The following is a 19430-nucleotide window of genomic DNA, read 5'->3' on the forward strand; positions in this document are numbered from 1 at the left end:
AGGCCTAAGAAGCAGCCCTGACCAGCTCTTCGCTCTTGTCCCACAGGCCCCGGGCCAGTTCTGCGTCGTAGGCCTGCGGGTTGGCCTTGGCCAGGGCGCGCTTGGCGTAGTAGGCGCCGGAGATCCAGTCCTTGCCTGCGGTGCCGTTGATGAGCCACAACATGGTGTCCGCGCCCTGGTCCGGGGTGAGCATGAACCGGTTGAGCAAGGTCTTGTAGGCGTGCCGGAAGGGGCTGGTGGACTCCGCCGCGAAGTTGGTGCGGACCACGCCGGGGTGGAATGCCGCCGTCGTTATGCCTTGGCTGGCGTAGCGCCGGTCCAGCTCCGAGGTGAACAGGATGTTGGCGAGCTTGCCGGTGCCGTAGGCGCGGTTGGTGGAGTAGCTGTGCTCGGCGGTGAGGTCGAACAGGTCCAGCTTGCCAAAGCCGTTGGCGGCGCTGGCCGTGTTGATCACCTTGGCGTTGCTGGTGGTGAGGGTGTCCAGCAGCAGTGTGGTGAGCAGGAACGGTGCCAGGTGGTTGATTTGGAAGGTGGATTCATTGCCGTCCACGGTGAGGGTGCGCTTGCCCATGATGCCGCCGGCGTTGTTGGCCAGCACGTCGATGCGCGGGTAGTCGGACTTCAGCTGCGCGGCGAGGGTGCGGACCTGGGCGAGCTCGGAGAAGTCGCTGACGAAGTAGTCCGCGTCCAGCTCCTTGGCAATGGCGCGGGTCTTCTCTTCGGACCGGCCGACGACGACCACCTGCTCCCCTGCCTTCGCCAGGGTCCGCGCGGCTGCTGCCCCGATGCCGTCGCTGGCGCCGGTGATCACGATAGTGCGAGGAGTCAAGGGAAAGTCCTTTGATCGAAGGTAGATGAGGCACCCGCTGGAAGCGTGCTGCCTTTGGCACAACGACGGCGGGCGGCAGGGTGTTCCCCGGCGCACCCGGCAGGGCATATCCTGCACACACAGCCGAGCCGGAAAGGGAACCAGCATGGAGATGCCGAAAGCGTCAGACGCGGACAAGGAGCGGTTCAGGTCCCTGGTCCCGGACCACCAGGACGTGGTGGTCAAGCCCATGTTCGGCAATCTGGGCGCGTTCGTGAACGGCAACATGTTCGCCGGGCTTTTTGGACCCACCATCGGCATCAAGCTCTCCCCGGAGGACCGGGAGGAACTCGAAAGCGCGGAACGGACTGTCCCCTTCGGGCCGGCTGAGCGTCCGATGGGCGGTTACACGGGACCGCCGGAGATGTGGAACGAGGAAGGCGACGGCGATGACGCCCGGGCGAAAGCCTGGATCCACAAGGCCTTCGAGTACATTTCCACGCTCCCGCCCAAAGAGCCAAAGGCCACGAAAGCCCGGGCAGCAGGCAAGTGATCAGTGGGCCGGTTCGAGCGCGAGCTTGAGCCCGAAGCCCACAAGGACCGTTCCGGTGATGCTGTCGATGATGCGGATGCTGCGGGCGCCCTGGAGCCAGCGGGAGGCATAGCCCGTGCCGAAGATCAGAAGCGTGAACCAGGCCATCGTCAAAACGCAGTGGACCCCCGCCAGCAGGACGCCCATCAGCAACGGCGATTCCCCTGCCGGAATGAACTGCGGGATCGTGGCGATATAGAACACGCCCACTTTGGGATTGAGCAGGTTGGTTCCGGTCCCGGTCAACCAGCCGGCGAACAGCTCGTTCCGGCCGGGCACCGACGCTTCCGCCCCAGGAGTTGCAGCGGCTTTGCCGTGCCGCAGGATCTTCCAGAGCAGGGACAACCCCAGCCAGATCATGTATGCCGCCCCGGCGATGGTCAGCAGGCGGTAGGCGGTCTCCGACGCTGCCAGCAGTGCTGATACACCCACGGCCGCGGCGGCGCCCCAGATCATCGCCCCGGTACTGATACCGGTTGCGGTGGCAAAGGCGAACCGGCGGGACCTGGAGATGGACGAGCGCACCACCAGGGCGGTGTCCATGCCGGGCACCAGCGTCAGAAGTCCCGCCACCATGGCGAAGGAACAGACAGCTTGAAGAAGGGTCACCGCTCAAGGATATGCGGCCGGGATCCGGTGTTCAGCCTGCCGAAACCCGATTGCTCCTGTGCTGAATCGTTCACTTTTGATTCACTCAGGCAACAACCCCTGTCCAACCGGCCTCCCTACCGTCGAACCCATGGACAACATCTCACGCAGATCCCTGATTTCAGCCAGCCTGGGCGCCGGCCTCGTCGCCGCCCTGCCCGGTGCCGCCGTCGCCACATCAATCGCGGACGACGCCGGCCTTCGCACCGATCCGTTTATGCTCGGCATCGCCTCGGGCGAGCCGTGGGCCGACGGCTTCGTCATCTGGACCCGGCTGGCGCTGGATCCCCTCGCCGAAGACGGCCTGGGCGGCATGCGGCACGCCAGGTTCCCGTGGCCTGGGAAGTCGCCGAAGACCCGAACATGCGCTCCGTGGTAGCCCGCGGCACCGAACAGGCCCGGATCGAAACAGCCCACTCCGTGCACGTGGAGCTCAAAGGCCTCAAGCCGGGACGCGAATACTTCTACCGGTTCCGCAGCGGCCGCCACATCAGCGCGGTGGGACGCACCCTCACGGCCCCGGCCCTGCACGAGACGCCCGCCGCCTTGGCCATGGCCTTCGCCAGCTGCTCCCAGTACGAGCACGGCTACTTCACCGCCTACAGCCGGCTGGCGGAGGACCACCCGGACCTGGTGCTCCACCTGGGCGACTACCTCTACGAAAACAAGAAGGGCAGCTACGTAATCGGCGGCGGCAACCCGCGCGACCACCAGGGCCCCGAGACCACCACGCTGCAGGGCTACCGGCAGCGGCACGCCCAGTACAAGGCCGATGCCGACCTGCAGGCCGCGCACGCCATCGCACCCTGGCTGGTGGTGTGGGATGACCACGAGGTGGACAACAACTGGGCCGACGACATCCCGGAAAACCGCGACGCCGGCCAGCTCAACGACACCACCGAGCGCTTCCGCCAGCGCCGTGCCGCCGCCTTCCAGGCCTACTACGAGAACATGCCGCTGCGGGCCTCCTCCCTGCCGGCCGGGTTCGTCATGAAGATCTACCGCACCATCCAGTGGGGCCAGCTGGCCAACTTCCACATGATGGACACCCGGCAGTACCGCGACGACCAGCTCGCCGGCGACGGCTGGCGGAAGAACGTGGCCGAGCGCCTCGGCGAGGACCGCACCATCACCGGCGCCGGGCAGGAGAAGTGGCTGCTGGACAGCTTCCGGAACTCCACCCAGCGCTGGGACATCCTCGGCCAGCAGGTGTTCTTCGCCGAGCGGGACCGCGACCAGGCCCCGGACGTGGACGACGTCTCCATGGACGGCTGGGACGGATACGCCGCCTCCCGCCGCCGCATCACCCAGGGCTGGCTGGACGCGAAGGTGCGCAACGCCGTCGTACTCACCGGCGACGTGCACCGCAACTGGGCCAACGACCTGAAGGTGGACTACAAGGATCCGGCCGCGCCGGTGGCGGGTTCGGAGCTGGTATGCACGTCCATCACGTCCACCGGCAACGGCACGGGCTCCACCACGGACCCCACCATGGCGTGGAATCCGCACCTGAAGTTCTACAACGATTCGCGCGGATACGTGAACACCAGGATCACCAGAGACGCGATGACGGCGGACTTCCGGGTACTGGACTACGTCACGACGCCGGGGTCCCCGGTCAGCACCAAAGCATCCTTCCGGATCCAGGACGGCGTCCCCGGCCTCAAGGCGTAGGCCCGCCCTTAAAAGTAAGTAGCGCCAGGTGCCGTTTTGAGGGTTCAAAACGGCACCTGGCGCTACCCAGTTGGGGAAGTCAGCCCGCCAGGCCGGCCACCAGGAAGATCGCGGCCGCGATGGCGAAGCCCATCACGCCGATCAGGGTTTCCATCACGGTCCAGGTCTTCAGCGTGGTCTTGACGTCCATGCCGAAGAACCGGCCCACCAGCCAGAAGCCGGAGTCGTTGACGTGGGAGACCACCACGGAGCCGGCCGCGACCGCGATGACCAGGGCGGCCACCTGCATGCCGTTCAGTCCGGCCAGCGCCACGGCCGGTGCGATGAGCCCGGCGGTAGTGGTCAGTGCCACGGTGGCGGAGCCCTGGGCGATGCGCAGGATAGCCGAGATGAGGAAGCCGGCCAGGATGAGCGGGATGCCCAGGTTGCCCAGGACGTCGGCCAGTGCGGCGCCGATGCCGGAGGCACGCAGGACGCCGCCGAACATACCGCCGGCACCCGTGATCAGGATGACGGAGCAGACCGGTCCCAGGGAGGATTCGAGGAGCTTCTCGAGTGCGCCGGCGTCCTTGCCCCGCCTGGCGCCCAGGACGAACATAGCCACGATCACGGCGATCAGCAGAGCCACCGGGGTTTCACCGATGGTGCGCAGGACCTGGAACCACTGTTCTTTCTTGACGGCTTCGCTGAGCACGCCGGAGGATGCCAGGGTGTTGAGTCCGGTGTTCATGAAGATCAGGACCAGCGGCAGGAGCAGCAGCCCTACGATGGTGCGGAAGCGCGGCGGGTGGGACTCGGCGTCGGCGCTGGCGTGGCCGAGGAGTTCCGGCACGGGCAGGACCAGCTTCCTGCCGGTGTAGAGGCCGTACAGGTAGGCGGTGACGTACCACGTGGGGACGGCGGTGATCAGGCCGGCGATCAGCACCAGGCCGATGTTGGCGTCGAAGAAGGCGGCGGCGGAAACCGGGCCCGGGTGCGGCGGCAGGAAGATGTGCATCACGGAGAACGCACCGGCAGCGGGCAGTCCGTAGCGGAGAACTCCCCCGCCCAGGCGGTGGGCCACGGCGAAGACGACGGGCAGCATCACTACCAGGCCGGCGTCGAAGAAGATGGGGAACCCGAAAATCAGCGAGGCGAGGCCCAGCGCGAAGGGGGCGCGCTTCTCACCGAAGACCCCGATCAGGTAGTCGGCCAGGACCTTGGCGCCGCCGCTGGTTTCGACGATCCGCCCGAGCATGGCGCCGAGGCCCACGAGCAGGGCCACGGTGCCGAGGGTGGTGCCGAAGCCGTTGATCAGGACGGGCACCACTTGGTTGGCAGGGATGCCGGTGGCGAAGGCAGTGGCGAGGCTGATGACGATCAGGGCCAGGAGCGCGTGCATCCGCAGCTTGATGATCAGGAACAGCAGCGCAACGATCGCTGCCGCTGCGATGAGCAGCAGGGGGCCTGCGCCCATCGTTTGGGTCCATCCTTCGATGGTCATGGTTCTCCTTTGAAACAGGATTGTTGGGGATTGGGGGAATGCCTAAGGCGCCTGGTCTGCGGGGAGCTGCAGCGCGGTGATGACGGTTTTGACCAGCTCTTCAGGCGACTTGGAAATATCCAGGCGGAGACTCCCGGCGGCGATCTCCTCGTCGCTCAGCGGCTCAAGCGTGGCCAGCTGGCTGGGCAGGAGCGTGGGCGGCATAAAGTGGCCTTCGCGGCCCTGCATGCGCTGGCCGATCAGGTCCGCTTCGCCGTGGAGGTGCAGGAACAGGACGCGGCCTTCGGCCTGGGCCAGCAGCCGGCGGTAGCTCTGCTTGAGGGCGGAGCAGGTGAGCACGGTGCTGTTGCCCGCCTGGGCCTGGGTTGTCATCCAGTTCTGGATTTCCTGCAGCCAGGGCCAGCGGTCCTCGTCCTGCAGGGGAATGCCCTGGCTCATCTTCTGGATGTTGGACTGCGGGTGGAATTCGTCCGCTTCGGCGCAGAGCCATCCGAGCTGCCGGGACAGAGCTGCGGCGAGGGTGGATTTGCCGGAACCGGCAACGCCCATCACCACCAGGTGCGTGGCTGCATACTGCATGTTTTACCTCCGAAGAAGACGCCGTTGGCTTAGGGAAGAACTCTCTTTGCGCATCCTTGGCGGAAAACGCACAGGAGATAAGGTATCACCTTTCTACGCCACAGATACTATCTTTTAGTGTCACAAGTCATACCTTTGGCTGATCGTTCGGTAAGCTGATACCGCGCGCAGGCGCGCAAAGGAAGGCAGGAAGATGTCGACGGCGACACCACAGGACCAGGACAGGGCGGACGACGGCGGGACCTCCCCCGCCATGCAGGGACGCGTTGTGGAGGCACTTGGCGTAGCCATCGCCTCCGGCGACCTGCCGCCCGGAAGCCGGCTCACCCTCGAAGGGCTCCAGCACGAGTACGGGATTTCGCGCACCGTTGCGCGGGACACCATGAAAGTCCTCGAATCAATGAACCTGGTGTACTCGCGGCGGCGGGTGGGCATTGTGGTGCAGGAGCGCCGGTTCTGGAATGTCTTCGACCCCAAGCTGGTGCGCTGGCGGCTTGCCTCGGACCGGCGGGACGTCCAGTACAGCAGCCTGACGGAGCTGCGCATCGCCGTCGAACCCATTGCCGCAGCCGGGGCCGCACGCCGCGCAAGCGCCGCCGAGCGGGCCAAGCTCACTTCCCTTGCCGCCGACCTCCGCCGGCTGGGCGAAGCAGGCGAGCTCGAGGCGTTTCTCGCGGCCGATATCGAGTTCCACTGCCTGCTGCTGGAGAGCTGCGGCAACGAAATGTTCCTCGCCCTGGAAGGCATGGTGGCCGAGGTGCTGACCAGCCGGACCCAGCAGGGGCTCATGCCGTTCAAGCCCAGGAACGAAGCGCTCCAGGCACATGAGGATGTGGCTGCCGCCGTGGCCGGAGGAGACGCCGTTGCCGCGGAAACCGCCATGCACCACATTCTCGACGAAGTCCGGAACGCGATGGGGCTGCACTAGACAGGCGGCTGAGCCTGTCGGTGGTTGAGCCTGCCGGAACCCGCCGGAGCCAACCCTCCCGGGACAACCCTTCGCATCAAGCCGTTGTAGCACGGCCGGGTTAAACAAAAGCAGGGCCGGTCAGTGACCGGCCCTGCTCAAAAATTGAAACCCTGAGGCCCCAGTTTCCCTAAGAAATTAGAGAGCCTGGATGTTGGTGGCCTGGGGACCCTTGGGGCCCTGCTCGGTTTCGAAGGAAACCTTCTGGTTCTCTTCGAGGGAGCGGAAGCCGTTGGAGTTGATCGCAGAGTAGTGTGCGAAAACATCCTGTGAGGAGTCATCGGGGGAAATGAAGCCGAAGCCCTTTTCAGCGTTAAACCATTTGACGGTACCAGTAGCCATTATTTTTGTCCTTCGTGAAGGTGGAGGAAAAGTCCCGACTTTCGGGTCCTCCGGTGTGGGGTGTTCAAAACCGCTACTTCAGAAGAACGCGGACTTTCGACCGCGCGTACTGCCTGAACTACCAACTGCATAAACACAACAACAGGATCAACACTACAGGAGTTTCGGGACACGGATTACCACAGCGGCGGGACGGGCGTATCCTGCCAACAGATTCACCCCTCCTGACCAGGAGAACATCATGGAGAAAGCACGGAGCGTCAACACCCTGGTGGTTGGCGCCGGGCAGGCGGGGCTGGCCACCAGTTACTGGCTCACGCAGCACGGCGTGGAGCACCTGCTCCTGGAGCGGCGGAGCGGGCTGGGCGGGGCCTGGCAGGACCGGTGGGACTCCTTTTACCTGAACACGCCCAACTTTTTCTGCAGGCTCCCGGGGCTCCCGTATGGCGGCTCCGAACCGGACGTTTTCATTCCCCGCGATGCCGTCATCGAGCTTTTCCGCCATTACGCCCGGCGGATCGCCGCACCGGTGCAGCTGGAGACAGAGGCTACGAGGATCAGCAGGACAGACGGCACCTTCACGGTGGAAACCACCAGCGGCCCGCTGGCCGCGGCGAATGTGGTCCTCGCGAACGGCGCGTTCCAGCACGCGCGCGTCCCCTCGGCCTCCGCGGACATCCCCGCTCACGTGCATCAGCTGCACAGCCACGACTACCGCAACCCGCGGCAGCTGCCCGATGGCGCTGTCCTGGTGGTGGGCACCGGCCAATCCGGCGGCCAGATCACCGAGGACCTGCTGGACGCCGGCCGCCAGGTGCACCTGTCCGTTTCAACCTGCCCCGAGGCCCCGCGCCGGTACCGTGGCCAGGACGTCCTCCACTGGATCCTCGAGCTGAACCTCCACGGTCCGGAGTACGGCTTCAACGGGCTTCAGGTGGAGAACCTCCCCTCCCCCGCCGGCCGTTTCCTCTGCAATCCGCTGATCTCCGGCAACGGCGGCGGACACAGCATCCACATGCGGGAGCTCGGGCGCCGCGGAGTCTGCCTGCACGGCCGCTTCGAGGGAGCGGCCGACGGCGTCCTCACCTTTAGTGACGATCTTCCCGGACGCCTGGCGCTGGTGGAGGCGGGGTTCAGCCAGCGGCTGAGGCTGGCAGACGCCTACATCCAGGCGGCTGGCATCGAGGCGCCAGCTGCCGACCCTGTCCCGGACGATCCGTGGCTTCCCGCGGAGTCCGGCGCCCGGCTGGACCTGGAGGCGGAAAACATCAGGTCCATCATCTGGGCCACCGGCTACAGCCTGGACTTCAGCTTCCTTGACATCCCGGTGCTGGATGAGTGGAATTACCCGCGGCACAGCCAGGGTGTCACTGAGGTCCCCGGCCTCTACGCGGTAGGACTGCCCTGGCTGACGAGGCACGCCTCCGCGACGGTTGGCCTGGTGGGCGACGACGCCCGGTACGTGGTGGAGCACCTCGCGGGCCGGCGCGCCTGAACCCGTCTTCTCAACGGCAACGGCCCCTCAGCCGAAGCGCTGACGGGCCGTTGCGGTAGGTCCAGATGGAGAGTATTGGCTACATGATGCCGGTGGGTACCAGCAGGGCCCAGGCCAAAGCCGGAGCTACCAGCACCACGCCGCCGGAGTACATCATCAGCTGCTTGTAGACGCGCTGGCGGTCGTTGTCGCGGGCGTTGGCAACCACCAGCGCGCCGTCGGTGGAGAAGGGGGAAACGTCAACCACTGTCGCGGCGATCGCCAGGGCCGCCACCGTACCCGAAGCGCTCAGCGAACTGGACGCCAAGAGAGGGCCTGCGAGCGGGATGAACGCGGTCAACAGGGCGGTGGAGGAGGCGAAGGCGGAGCCGACACCGATGACGTAGCAGAGCACCAGGGCGATCAGCAGGGGCGCACCCAGTGCCAGTGCCTGCTCGGCGAGGGTGTCGATGACGCCCACGTGCTGGAGGAGGGAGACGTAGGTGATCATGCCGGCCACGAGCAGGACGGTAGACCAGGAAATGCCGCCGATGAAGGTCTGGTGTTCTTTGATGTTCACGAATGCCAGCAAGAGGCCAGCGGCGAGGGCAACGAAGCCGATGGGCATGTGGAAGCCCAAGGTGCACACCAGCATTGCCGCGATCAGGACCAGGGTGAGGATCTGCTGGCCGTGGGGGCGGCCGGTGCTGGTGGTGTCGATGTCGGCATGCTGGCCGCCTTCGCCGTCACGCAGCTTACCCAAGAGGGCGAACAGGGCCACCGTGAGGGCGGAGAGGATGAGGTTCAGGGCGAAGCTGGCCGCGAAGAGCGAGCCCTGGTCAATGGGAAAGCCGTTCTTTACCGAGATGTCGTGCACCAGCACGCCAGCGACGGACAGTGGTGAGAAGCCGCCGGCGTGGGCGCCGTTGATAATGAACGCGCCCATCACAACGGGGTGGATGCGGGACTCGTACGCAAAGCCGAGGGCCGCGGGTGCCAGCAGGGCGACGGCGGCCGGCGAGAAGGTGCCCAGCGACGTCAGCGCGGCAGCGATCAGGAAGAAGACCCAGGGCAGCAGCATCGTCTTGCCCCGGACAAGGCGGACGCAGGTCTGGACGATGATGTTGATGGTGCCGTTCCGCTGCGCCATGCTGAAGAAGTAGGTGACGCCGATGATCGTCAGGACGATGCTGGCCGGGAATTCCTCGAGGATCTGCTTGTCGCTCATGCCGAGCATGAAGTAGCCGACTCCGAAGGACGCCACCAGCCCCATCACGCCGATGTTCAGCGGCCATTTGGTGGCGACGACGAACATCACCACGAGGATGACGAGCGGGATGATCTGTACGGCGGTCATGGTGTGCTCCGGTTCCGAGGTGGCAGCCGGGTTAAGGATGCCACCTCCCAGCACAAGGGCAGCCAGGCTCAGGAGGGTGAGGCCGGCCACCACCATGAGTAGGATACGGCGGCGGTTGGGGCGCGGTGACTGTTGGTCCCGCGTCTCTTCAACAGTGTCGGTGGGGCGTTGCGCAGTCTTAGTCATGGTGCTTACTCCTCATTGAGTGGCTCCCGCGAGGGCGGCAGCTGCTGGGCGGCCGGAAACCTCGGGGAGGTGGATGATGGTGGTGGCGATAGTGCGGGCAGTGCGGTCGACGCCAACGAGCAGGCTTCCGTTGTGCTCCTCGCTCCAGGTTTCAATCACCCCGGCGGGGGTCCGCAGCCGCAGGGTGGCCCCTACGGTTCCGCCTGTGAGGGCGTGCATGACGGTGCCCGTGGTGCGGGCGGCCAGGGTCAGGGCGATGCTGCCGGTGATGGCCAGGGCCGGGTGGGGCTTGCCCATGGAGAGCATCAGGACGTTGACGTCGGAGCCGCGTTCGGCGTTGCCGGGGGCGGCCACGATGGCGAGCTTTGGGATGGCCCGGGCAGCTTCGGCGGTGGTGGAGGCCAGCCCCATCCGCACGGCTGCCTGCCGCCGGATCTGCTCCAGGGTGTCCAACTGCAGATCCACCCCTGCCCGCCAGCTCTCGTAACGGGCCAGGTCCAGGCCCAGCTCCTCCGCGCGGACCATCACGACCGGTGCTCCGGCGTCGACCATTGATACGGTCCAGGAGGTTCCGCCGGCTGCGATGGTGTCCGTTGGGGCGCCGGTGGGAAGCAGCGCCCCGGTGGTTTTGCCGGCGGGGTCCTGGAAGCCGAGCCCTACGGGGTAGCCGGGGAACGGCACGCCGGGCATCTCCCCTTCGGGAATGCCGGGCAGGGCACCTGCAGGAGTTGGTACGCGCTGGACGATGATTTGGTTGGTGTTCGTGTTGCGGGTGACGATCCGGGTGATGTCTCCGGTGGGGACCACCCAGCCTTTCTCGATCGCGTACAGGCCCACGACGGCGGAGCCGTTTCCGCAGTTGCTGCCCCAGTCCACACCGGCTTCTTCGATGCCCACCTGGGCGAAGGTGTATTCGACGTCGACGTCCCCGTCCGCGGGCCGGTGCAGGATGATGGCTTTGCTGGTGGTGGAGGTCGCGCCGCCGACGCCGTCAATCTGGCGCGGGTCGGGACTGCCGAACAGCCGCGGCAGCAGCACATCGAGGCTGGTGCCACCCTCCCGGAGGTGCTCTGCTTCGAACACCCAGCACTTGCTGGTACCTCCACGCATCCATTCCGCTTCGATCTTCATCGACTTCCACCTCTCCTTCGCCCCAATAACTTTTGGGGGCCTGAGAAAAGATTGAGCCAGATCACACTTTAGGACAATGTTGGATTTGTGAAGAGGAATGTAGAGTTGCTTCATTCACTGCTACCTATGAGTCATCAGGTTGGCTCGAGCACCGATGAAGGCTCGTGAAGCACCCGGCCAGCTCCAGTTTCACTGGCTTCCTGCAGTGAATGAACGAAAAGCAGAGAGAGGCAAACGGATGCTTAACGAAGAGGATCAGCCGCTGTTCGATATCCGGCGGCTTGCCCTGCTCCTGGAGGTGGTGGAGCAGGGATCCATCACCGCTGCCGCCGAGCTGATGATGTATACCCCTTCGGCCGTTTCCCAGCAGTTGCGGAAGCTCGAGCAGGAGGTGGGGCAGCCCCTGCTGAACCGCCGCTCCCGCGGGGTGGTGCCCACTGAGGCCGGCCAGGTACTCGCCGGTCATGCCCGTAAGATCGTCCGGCAAATGAAGGCAGCCCAGTCCGACCTGGGCCAGATCGCCGGCCTGAAGCGCGGATCGCTGACGGTAGGCACCTTCCCCACCCTGGCCGGGTCCTTCCTGCCCATCGTCATCCGGACCTTCAAGAAGCGCTACCCTGCCATCGGCCTTTCACTGCGCAGCGCCCGCTTCGACGAGCTGGTGGCGGACCTGGAATCCGGCATCACTGGGCTGTGCCTGCTCTGGGACTACCCCTGGAACCGCTTCGAGGACGAGTCCATCCGGGTCACCGAGGTCTTCCAGGAGAGCACGGTGATCCTGGTGGCCCGCGGCCACAAGCTGGCAGGGCGGGACCAGGTCAGCATGGAGGACCTGCGCAACGAGTCGTGGATCGTCCGGGCGGAGGCCCATCCGGTGGTGGAGGTCCTGCAGCGCTCGGCCCACGACGCCGGCTTTGAACCAACCATTGGTTTCCTGGCCAATGATTACCAGGAGGCGCAGGCCATGGTGAGCGTCGGCATGGGCGTGGCCATGGTGCCGAAAACCGCCGTGTCACTCCAGCATCCCGACGTGAGGGTACTCAGCCTCGGGCCTGGCGCACCGCTGCGGCGGATACTGCTGGCGCAGCGCCAGGACAAGGTCTACGCCCCGGCTGAAGTTGCCTTCCATTCCACCCTGTTGGAAGTTGCCCGTGAACGGGCCGGCGATTACCTCTAGTTACTGCTTCTGAAGCAGACCAGGTTGCTACGCTTTCTGTGGAGACCGTTCGCTCTGCCTCCGCGGAAATTGTCGGAGGCAGCGTGTAGCTTAGGCCTCATCGGTCATCGTCACGCCTATTTCCGTCCAGAGGACTCATGGACTACTACGCCATCAATTCCCTGCGGGAGAACCATGCAGGATGGTCACTGCTTCGTGCCCAGAACGCCCCGCTGGCCCTGACCTTCTTCATGGCGGCATTCACCGGCCCTAACCAGCGGAACCTGGGCCGGCAGGAACTTATTGATGTGCTGGATGACGTGCTGTTCGGGCTGCGGGACAATGACGGCCAGGACAAGTTCCCCCGCCCCACCGGAGAATACCTCGATGACTGGGCGGCGGACGGCCGCAAATGGCTGCGGAAGTACTACGTCCCGGGTGTGGACGAGCCCCACTACGACTTAACCGCAGCCGCCGAGGACGTAATCCGCTGGGTGGAGAACCTGCGTGGACGGGATTTCGTGGCCACGCAGTCCAGGCTCACCAGCATCTTCGCGGTCCTGAAACAGCTGGTCCAGCAGTCCGAGACGGACCCGGAAGTCCGGCTCGCGGAGCTGCAGCGGCAGCGGGACGGGATCGACGCCGAGATGCAGCGGATCCGTGACGGCAACATCCGCGTCATGACCGGCCCGGAAGCGCTGGACCACCTCCAGCAATTGACCGCACTGGCCAGGGACCTACTGTCCGATTTCCGCGAAGTCGAACAGAACTTCCGCAAGCTGGACCGCAAGGTCCGGGAGCAGATCGCCACCTGGGACGGAACCCAGGGCGAACTCCTCGAATCGATCTTCACCAACCAGCAGGACATCAGCAGCTCCCTGCAGGGCCGCACGTTCCAGGGCTTCTGGGATTACCTGATGTCCCCGCAGCTGCGCAGCGAACTGCAGGACCTGCTCCAGCGGGCCACCCGGATCGAGGCATTGGCAAAAACCGACAGCCTGGACGCCGTGGCGAACCTGCACCAGGACTGGCTTCCCGCTGTGGAGCAGACGCAGGCCACGGTCCGCCAGCTGTCCCAGCAGATGCGCCGGCTTCTCGATGACAAGGTGTTCCTGGAAAACAAGCGCATCATGCAGCTGATCCGCAGCGTCGAATCCGGCACCCTTGCCACCCGGGAGGCACCGCCGTCGGGCGTCTTCATGGAGATTGACGCACCGTCCGTGGACGTGGTGCTGCCGTTCGAGCGGCCGCTGTACGAGCCCAGCCGGAAGGTGATGGTGGACGACTTGATCGAAACAGCCGACGACGGCGATGTTGACGCCGCCGCCCTGTTCAACCAGTTCCATGTGGACAAGGAACGCCTGAAGGCCAACATCGACGCCGTCCTCGCCGAGGCGGACCAGGCCACCCTTGCCGACGTCACGGCCGCCTACCCGCTCTCCCAGGGCCTGGCGGAAATCGTCGGCTACTTCCAGCTGGCCACAGAATCCGATTGGGCCACCATCAATCCGGCGCGGTCCCAGCACCTCTCCTGGCAACTGGCGGACGGAAGCGTCCGCGAAGCCACCGTTGAACAGATCATTTTCGGAAGGCCGGCATGAACCCCTCCAACCCAGCCAGCACGGATACCGAAGCCCGCACGCCCGAGGAACTTCCCGCCGTCGTCACCCGCCTCTTCAAAGGCGTGCTCTACGCGGAAAACGACGAGAAAGTCTGGCAGTCCCTGCTCGGCCTGACCTCACACGTGCGCGATTACGTTTCCGTGCTGGGCCTTGACCTGATCCTGGACGAATCGGAAGGCTACGCGTTCCTCCGGTCGCGTGAAGATCCGGACGGCACCCTGCCGCGGCTCATCGCCCGCCGGACCCTGACCTTCAACGTCAGCCTGCTGCTGGCACTGCTGCGCGGCCGCATGCTGGAGTTCGACACCAACAGCAGCGAACTCCGGCTCATCATGACCGCGCAGGACATCGCGGACATGGTTTCGGTGTTCCTGCCGGAATCCAGCAACGAAGCGAAGATCCTGGACAGGCTGGGCGCGGATATCAAGAAGGTGCAAGAGCTCGGGTTCCTGCGCAAACTCAAAGGGCAGGCGGACACCTATGAGGTGGCACGCATCCTCAAGGCGTACGTGGATGCGCAGTGGCTCGAAGAGTTCGACGCGCGGCTGGCCGACTACCGGGCGACGCTCGCCGGAGAGCCGCCCGCCTCAGAACGGGTCGCCGCAGAGCCCCGGGCCGAGGCACAGGAGGAGGGGAAATGACAGCGGACCTCGAAACGGACTTCCAGGACAGCCTGTTCAGCCTCGATGAAGCGGCGGAGAACGGCGGCACTCCCCCGGGCTTCCGGCTGCACCGCCTCGAGCTGCTCAACTGGGGCACGTTCCACCAGGGGGTGCGGACGTTCCTGCTGGACGGGGCGAACAGCCTGCTCACCGGCGACATCGGCTCCGGCAAGTCCACGGTGGTGGACGCGATCACCACGCTGCTGCTGCCCGCACACAAGATCGAGTACAACAAGGCCGCCGGGGCGCAGAAAAAAGAACGCTCCCTGATGTCCTACGTCAGGGGCTTCCACAAAAGCGCCCGGAGCACCGGCGGCGAGTACTCCAGGCCGGTGGCCCTGCGCGGAACCGGGCAGCTGACCGTGGTTCTCGGGATCTTCCACAATGCTGTCCTGGGCAAGTCCGTCACGCTGGCCATCACGCTGTGGGCCACCCAGGAGGCCGGGACGCCCAACAGGTTCTACTCCCTGGCGGAAGCGGACCAGTCGATTGCCGCGGACTTCGCCAACTTCGGCCAGGACCCGATGAAGCTGAAGAAGAAGCTCCGGGCCGCCGGCGTGTCTGTCCATGACAGCTTCGATCCCTACGCGGCGGCCTTCAAACGGCAGTTCGGCATCAGCGGCAACCAGGCAATGGAGCTGTTCCACCGTACGGTGTCCATGAAGCAGGTCGAGAACATCACCTCCTTCGTGCGCGCCAACATGCTGGAGGATGACGACGTCGGCGAGCGCATCGCCAAGCTGATCAGCCACTTCGATGACCTGAAGAAAGCCCACGATGCCGTCCTGCGCGCCAAGGACCAGATCACCTTGTTGACGCCGATCAAGTCCGGCGCGGACCAGCACGCGAAGCTCAGCGCCGACGACGAACTGGCCCGCAGGCAGCGCGACCAGCTGCATCCCTGGTTCACCGACCGGAAGCTGCAGCTCAGCCTGGAGCACCAGGCCGAGCTGGAGCGGACGGGCCTGCGGCTGCAGGAGGACTCCGCCCGGCTCGGCGGCGAAATCAAGCAGCGGCGCCGGGACCTCGCCGGATTGGAGCAGGACATCCGCACCAACGGGGGCGGCCGGCTGACAGCGATCGAGGCCGAGCTGTCCGCCCTCGAAGCCAAGTCCGCCGAACAGCGGCAGCGGTTTGAGGTTTATTCCTCCGCCGCGGCCGGCCTGGGCCTGCAGATTCCCGAGGACCGCGTCCTGTTCGATGCCAACCGGGCAAGGCTCACGGAGGTGGAACAGGACCTGGCGCGCCGGTCCGGTGCTCTGCAGGAGGACCGCACAGCACTATCCATCCAGCAGTCCGAGCGCAAGGCCAAGGCCGCGGACATCGCCGCCGAACTCACCAGCCTGCAGGCCCGGCGGAACCTGATCCCGCTCCCCCAACTGGACATCCGGCGCCGGCTTGGCGAAGGAACAGGGATCACGGAAACCGAGCTGCCCTATGTGGGTGAGCTGCTCAAGGTACGCGACGGCGAATCGGCCTGGGAGGGTGCCGCCGAACGGACCCTGCACGGTTTCGCCCTTTCACTCCTGGTCCCCGCGGAGCACTACGCCGCCGTCAGCGCCTGGGTGGACACCAACAATCTGCGCGGCAGGCTGGTGTACCTGCGGATCGGGGATTCCGGTTTCGACGGGCTCAACCACCGGCAACCTGAGCCGGGAACTCTGGCAGCAAAGATCGCCATCAAGCAGGGGACGCCCTTCAGGGAATTCCTGCAGGACGAACTCAACAACCGGTTCGACTACTTCTGCTGCGACAACCTGGCTGACTTCCGCCGCTACCCCAAGGCACTGACCGTTAACGGCCAGCTTAAAGGCGGGCGGGGCAGGCACGAGAAAGACGACCGCAAGGACCTGGCGGACCGGCGCAACTACGTGCTGGGCTGGGACAACCACGACAAAATCGCCCGGTTCCGTGCCGAACAGGACGAGGTCCAGGGCCAGCTCAAGGTGATTGCCGGCCAGCTGGACAAGGTCAACGCAGAACTGGGGGCGCTGGGCCGGTACAATCAGCAGCTGGGGACCGTCCGCTCAGTGGCAGAGTTCGGCGGGATCAGCTGGCAAGCAACTGCCCGCAGCATCGAGGACCTGAAAGCGGAGAAGCGCGCGCTGGAGACCACCAGCGACGTCCTGCAACAGCTCATGGCGAAGAAGACCGACGTGGCCGGCCAGCTGGAACGGCTGGAGGACAAAGCCGGGAAGCTGCAGCAGCGGCTGGGCGCCAACGAGAAGGATGCCGGGGACATCGCCGAGGCCATCGGGGAGTGCCGGGGCATCCTGGCGGAGACCCCGGTGACGGACGACGCCGCGGTGCTGGCCGCCGTCGAACGCCTCACCGATGCGGCACTCGGCGAGAAACCGCTGACGTACCGGAACACAGGCACCGTGGAGAGCACCGTCCGTTCGGGGCTGACGGACACCATCGACGCCCTGTCCAAGCGGATCGCCCGGGCGGCAGAGGGCACCATCCGGCAGATGGCGGACTTCCGCAACAAGTACCCGAACGAAACCACTGACTTCGACGCGTCACTGGAGGCCGCTGCGGACTACAACCGGCTCCTTGAACAGCTGGTGGGCAATGATCTGCCCCGGTTCGAGGACCAGTTCAAGAACCTGCTGAACCAGAACACCATCCGCGAGGTGGTGGCGTTCAATGCGTTCCTGGACAGCCGGCGGCAGAACATCGTGGCCCGGATCGGCGAGATCAACGAGTCGCTGGCGGGGATTCCGTACAACACCGGCCGTCATATCCAGCTCGAGCATCAGGCCACCTCCGACCAGGACGTGCGCGAGTTCGGCAGCGACCTGCGGGCATGCTCGGAGGGGACCATCGGCGATGAGGACCAGTACTCGGAGCAGAAGTACCTGCAGGTGGAGCGGCTGATCGACCGGTTCCGGGGCCGCGAAGGGCTCACCGACCTGGACCGGAAGTGGACCGCCAAGGTCACCGATGTGCGGAACTGGTTTACCTTCTCTGCCTCCGAGAAATGGACCGAAACCGGCGAGGAGTACGAGCACTTCACGGACTCCGGCGGCAAGTCCGGTGGCCAGAAAGAGAAGCTCGCCTACACCATCCTCGCCGCGGCCCTGGCGTTCCAGTTCGGGCTGGGATCCGGCAAGGGTGCGGGCAGGAATGCCGGCAGCGGCCGGAGTTTCCGGTTCGTGGTGATCGACGAGGCGTTCGGCCGCGGCTCCGACGAATCGGCGCGGTACGGGCTCGAGCTGTTCCAGCGGATGAAGCTGCAGCTGCTGATCGTCACACCCCTGCAGAAAATTCACGTGATAGAGCCGTTCGTTTCGCATGTGGGGTTCGTGGCCAACACCAACGGCGACGATTCCCAGCTGCGCAACATGACCATCCAGGAATACCGCGACGAGAAGGACCAGCACGAAAAGGACCGGAGTGGCTAAGCGGCGTCCCGAGGGCCCCGAACCGGGCTTGCGAGCTTTGGGAAGGGACTCCCGCGCTGAGTCCTGGACCACGCTGGCTGACCTGCGGGCGCTCTCGCTGAAAGCGTGGAACAGCGGCTCGCTCCTCCGCGAACTGCTGGATCCCGCCGGCGCCTACCCCCGCCGTCGTGCCCTGAAACGTCCGACGGCGTCAGCCCTCTTGCGCGATTATGCTGCGGCCCGTGTGTGGGCGGCCGAGTTGTTTGCCGCCGTGGGTCCGTTCACTTTGGAGACGGCCGAGGTGGGCCGCAACACGATCGGTTCGAACCAGTTGCCTGCGGCGGCGGTGTTCGCATCGGCGGAGGATGAAATCGCCTTTGCGGGCAGGGCGAAAGATGCCGCCCGCTTCGTGGAGCTGGCCGAAGGACTGTCGGGGCTGGACCCGGCCTTCCGCGCGTGGGCGCTCCGGCGGCCGCTGAAGCTGGTGGAACTCGGCGCCGACGCTTTGACTGCTGCCCGTGTTGCCCTCTGGCTGCGGGATAACCCGGAGCCGGGGGTGTACGTCCGGCAGCTCAGCCTGCCGGGGGTGCATACCAAGTTCGTCGAAACCCACCGGCGGGTTATCGACGAACTGGCAGAGGCACTCTCTGCACCGTCAGCAGGCAACAGTTCCAACGGCGATGAACAGCTGGACGATCAGGTTGATCCTGGTTCGCTGCTGGGGCAACCAGCACGCACTCCTGCCGCCCGTTTCGCAACACGGCACGGGTTCCTGCATCCACCCGAACTCGTCAGATTCCGGTCGCTGGATCCAAGCCTGCCGCTGCTGGGCCAGGCGCGGGACCTGACGGTCACCGCCGAGGCCTTCGGCAGCCTGGAACTGCCTGTCAGAAGAGTGGTGATCACCGAGAACCTGGTCAATTTCCTGGCCCTCCCCGAGCACGCGGACACGCTGGCGATCTACGGTGCAGGTTACGGCTTCTCCTCATTGCGGGATGCCGCCTGGCTGCGGAATTGTGAGGTCTTGTACTGGGGCGATCTGGACACCCACGGTTTCCAGATTCTTGACCAGCTTCGGGCGGTACACCCACATGTGGTGAGCCTGATGATGGATGAGGCAACGCTGTTGGCGCACCGTGATGCGTGGGGCAGGGAGCCTGCGCCGTCCAAGGCGGCGCTGAACCGGTTGACGGCGGATGAGTCGGCAGTTTACGGAGGGCTCGTAAACGATGCGTACGGTCCCGCGGTGCGCCTCGAACAGGAGCTGATCCGGTGGGACTGGGCAGTGCCGAGATTGGAGATATTCTTTCCGCCCGACGATTTGGACGCTACAATAGGAGCGTCAGAAACGTCTCCGAGGTAG

General features: G+C 65.4%; 15 protein-coding genes and 1 pseudogene. 9 read left to right on the plus strand and 7 right to left on the minus strand.

The features are described from left to right. Positions 1-4: 4 nt before the first annotated feature. On the minus strand, positions 5-829 hold the full coding sequence (locus QF047_RS14905; RefSeq protein WP_307278540.1) for an SDR family NAD(P)-dependent oxidoreductase: 825 nt from the start codon (positions 827-829) through the stop codon (positions 5-7). Between the two features lie 145 nt (positions 830-974). Between QF047_RS14905 and QF047_RS14910 the strand changes: the two genes are divergently transcribed. Further along, on the plus strand, positions 975-1361 hold the full coding sequence (locus QF047_RS14910) for a TfoX/Sxy family protein (RefSeq protein ID WP_307278543.1): 387 nt from the start codon (positions 975-977) through the stop codon (positions 1359-1361). On the opposite strand, the gene QF047_RS14915 is transcribed toward QF047_RS14910, so the two are convergent. Further along, positions 1362-2009 (minus strand): LysE family translocator, encoded by a 648-nt coding sequence (locus tag QF047_RS14915; protein ID WP_306638543.1) that lies wholly within the window; start codon positions 2007-2009, stop codon positions 1362-1364. A gap of 130 nt (positions 2010-2139) precedes the next feature. Here QF047_RS14915 and QF047_RS14920 point away from each other — a divergent pair. Then, a pseudogene (locus QF047_RS14920) lies at positions 2140-3722 on the plus strand (alkaline phosphatase). A gap of 79 nt (positions 3723-3801) precedes the next feature. On the opposite strand, the gene QF047_RS14925 reads toward QF047_RS14920, so the two are convergent. Both QF047_RS14925 and QF047_RS14930 read right to left on the minus strand, forming a co-directional pair. Continuing rightward, positions 3802-5205 (minus strand): GntP family permease, encoded by a 1404-nt coding sequence (locus tag QF047_RS14925; protein ID WP_307278546.1) that lies wholly within the window; start codon positions 5203-5205, stop codon positions 3802-3804. Positions 5206-5247: 42 nt separating this feature from the next. Next, positions 5248-5784, minus strand: a complete 537-nt coding sequence (locus tag QF047_RS14930; RefSeq protein ID WP_307278549.1) for a gluconokinase — start codon at positions 5782-5784, stop codon at positions 5248-5250. Between the two features lie 193 nt (positions 5785-5977). Here QF047_RS14930 and QF047_RS14935 point away from each other — a divergent pair, with 193 nt between their 5' ends. After that, positions 5978-6712 (plus strand): FadR/GntR family transcriptional regulator, encoded by a 735-nt coding sequence (locus QF047_RS14935; protein ID WP_306638539.1) that lies wholly within the window; start codon positions 5978-5980, stop codon positions 6710-6712. Positions 6713-6889: 177 nt separating this feature from the next. Here QF047_RS14935 and QF047_RS14940 read toward each other — a convergent pair whose 3' ends face one another. Continuing rightward, entirely contained in the window at positions 6890-7093 is a 204-nt protein-coding gene (locus QF047_RS14940; protein ID WP_050056011.1) for a cold-shock protein, read from the minus strand. 241 nt (positions 7094-7334) lie between these two features. Here QF047_RS14940 and QF047_RS14945 point away from each other — a divergent pair, with 241 nt between their 5' ends. Beyond that, positions 7335-8588 carry an NAD(P)/FAD-dependent oxidoreductase gene (locus QF047_RS14945; protein WP_307278563.1) on the plus strand — a complete coding sequence of 418 codons (1254 nt, stop codon included), beginning with the start codon at positions 7335-7337 and terminating at the stop codon, positions 8586-8588. A 79-nt stretch (positions 8589-8667) separates the two neighbouring features. Here QF047_RS14945 and QF047_RS14950 read toward each other — a convergent pair whose 3' ends face one another. Both QF047_RS14950 and QF047_RS14955 read right to left on the minus strand, forming a co-directional pair. Further along, on the minus strand, positions 8668-10110 hold the full coding sequence (locus QF047_RS14950; RefSeq protein WP_306638537.1) for an SLC13 family permease: 1443 nt from the start codon (positions 10108-10110) through the stop codon (positions 8668-8670). A gap of 12 nt (positions 10111-10122) precedes the next feature. Then, the gene (locus QF047_RS14955) at positions 10123-11241 is read right to left on the minus strand and encodes a PrpF domain-containing protein (protein WP_307278568.1); all 1119 of its coding nucleotides are present in this window, start codon (positions 11239-11241) and stop codon (positions 10123-10125) included. A 238-nt stretch (positions 11242-11479) separates the two neighbouring features. Here QF047_RS14955 and QF047_RS14960 point away from each other — a divergent pair, with 238 nt between their 5' ends. The 5 genes from QF047_RS14960 (at position 11480) to QF047_RS14980 (ending at position 19430) form a co-directional block, all read left to right on the plus strand. Continuing rightward, positions 11480-12418: a LysR family transcriptional regulator gene (locus tag QF047_RS14960; RefSeq protein WP_307278573.1), complete on the plus strand. Its 939-nt coding sequence runs from the start codon at positions 11480-11482 to the stop codon at positions 12416-12418. Between the two features lie 137 nt (positions 12419-12555). Continuing rightward, positions 12556-13998 carry a DUF3375 domain-containing protein gene (locus QF047_RS14965; RefSeq protein ID WP_307278576.1) on the plus strand — a complete coding sequence of 481 codons (1443 nt, stop codon included), beginning with the start codon at positions 12556-12558 and terminating at the stop codon, positions 13996-13998. Continuing rightward, on the plus strand, positions 13995-14660 hold the full coding sequence (locus tag QF047_RS14970) for a DUF4194 domain-containing protein (RefSeq protein WP_307278579.1): 666 nt from the start codon (positions 13995-13997) through the stop codon (positions 14658-14660). Before QF047_RS14965 ends, QF047_RS14970 begins: the two co-directional genes overlap by 4 nt. After that, positions 14657-18088, plus strand: a complete 3432-nt coding sequence (locus QF047_RS14975) for an ATP-binding protein (protein ID WP_307278581.1) — start codon at positions 14657-14659, stop codon at positions 18086-18088. The genes QF047_RS14970 and QF047_RS14975 overlap by 4 nt, the downstream gene beginning before the upstream one ends. Then, on the plus strand, positions 18081-19430 hold the full coding sequence (locus QF047_RS14980; protein ID WP_307278584.1) for a Wadjet anti-phage system protein JetD domain-containing protein: 1350 nt from the start codon (positions 18081-18083) through the stop codon (positions 19428-19430). Before QF047_RS14975 ends, QF047_RS14980 begins: the two co-directional genes overlap by 8 nt.

Origin of the sequence: Arthrobacter sp. W4I7, assembly GCF_030816215.1 — a bacterium.
Lineage (GTDB): Bacteria > Actinomycetota > Actinomycetes > Actinomycetales > Micrococcaceae > Arthrobacter > Arthrobacter siccitolerans_A.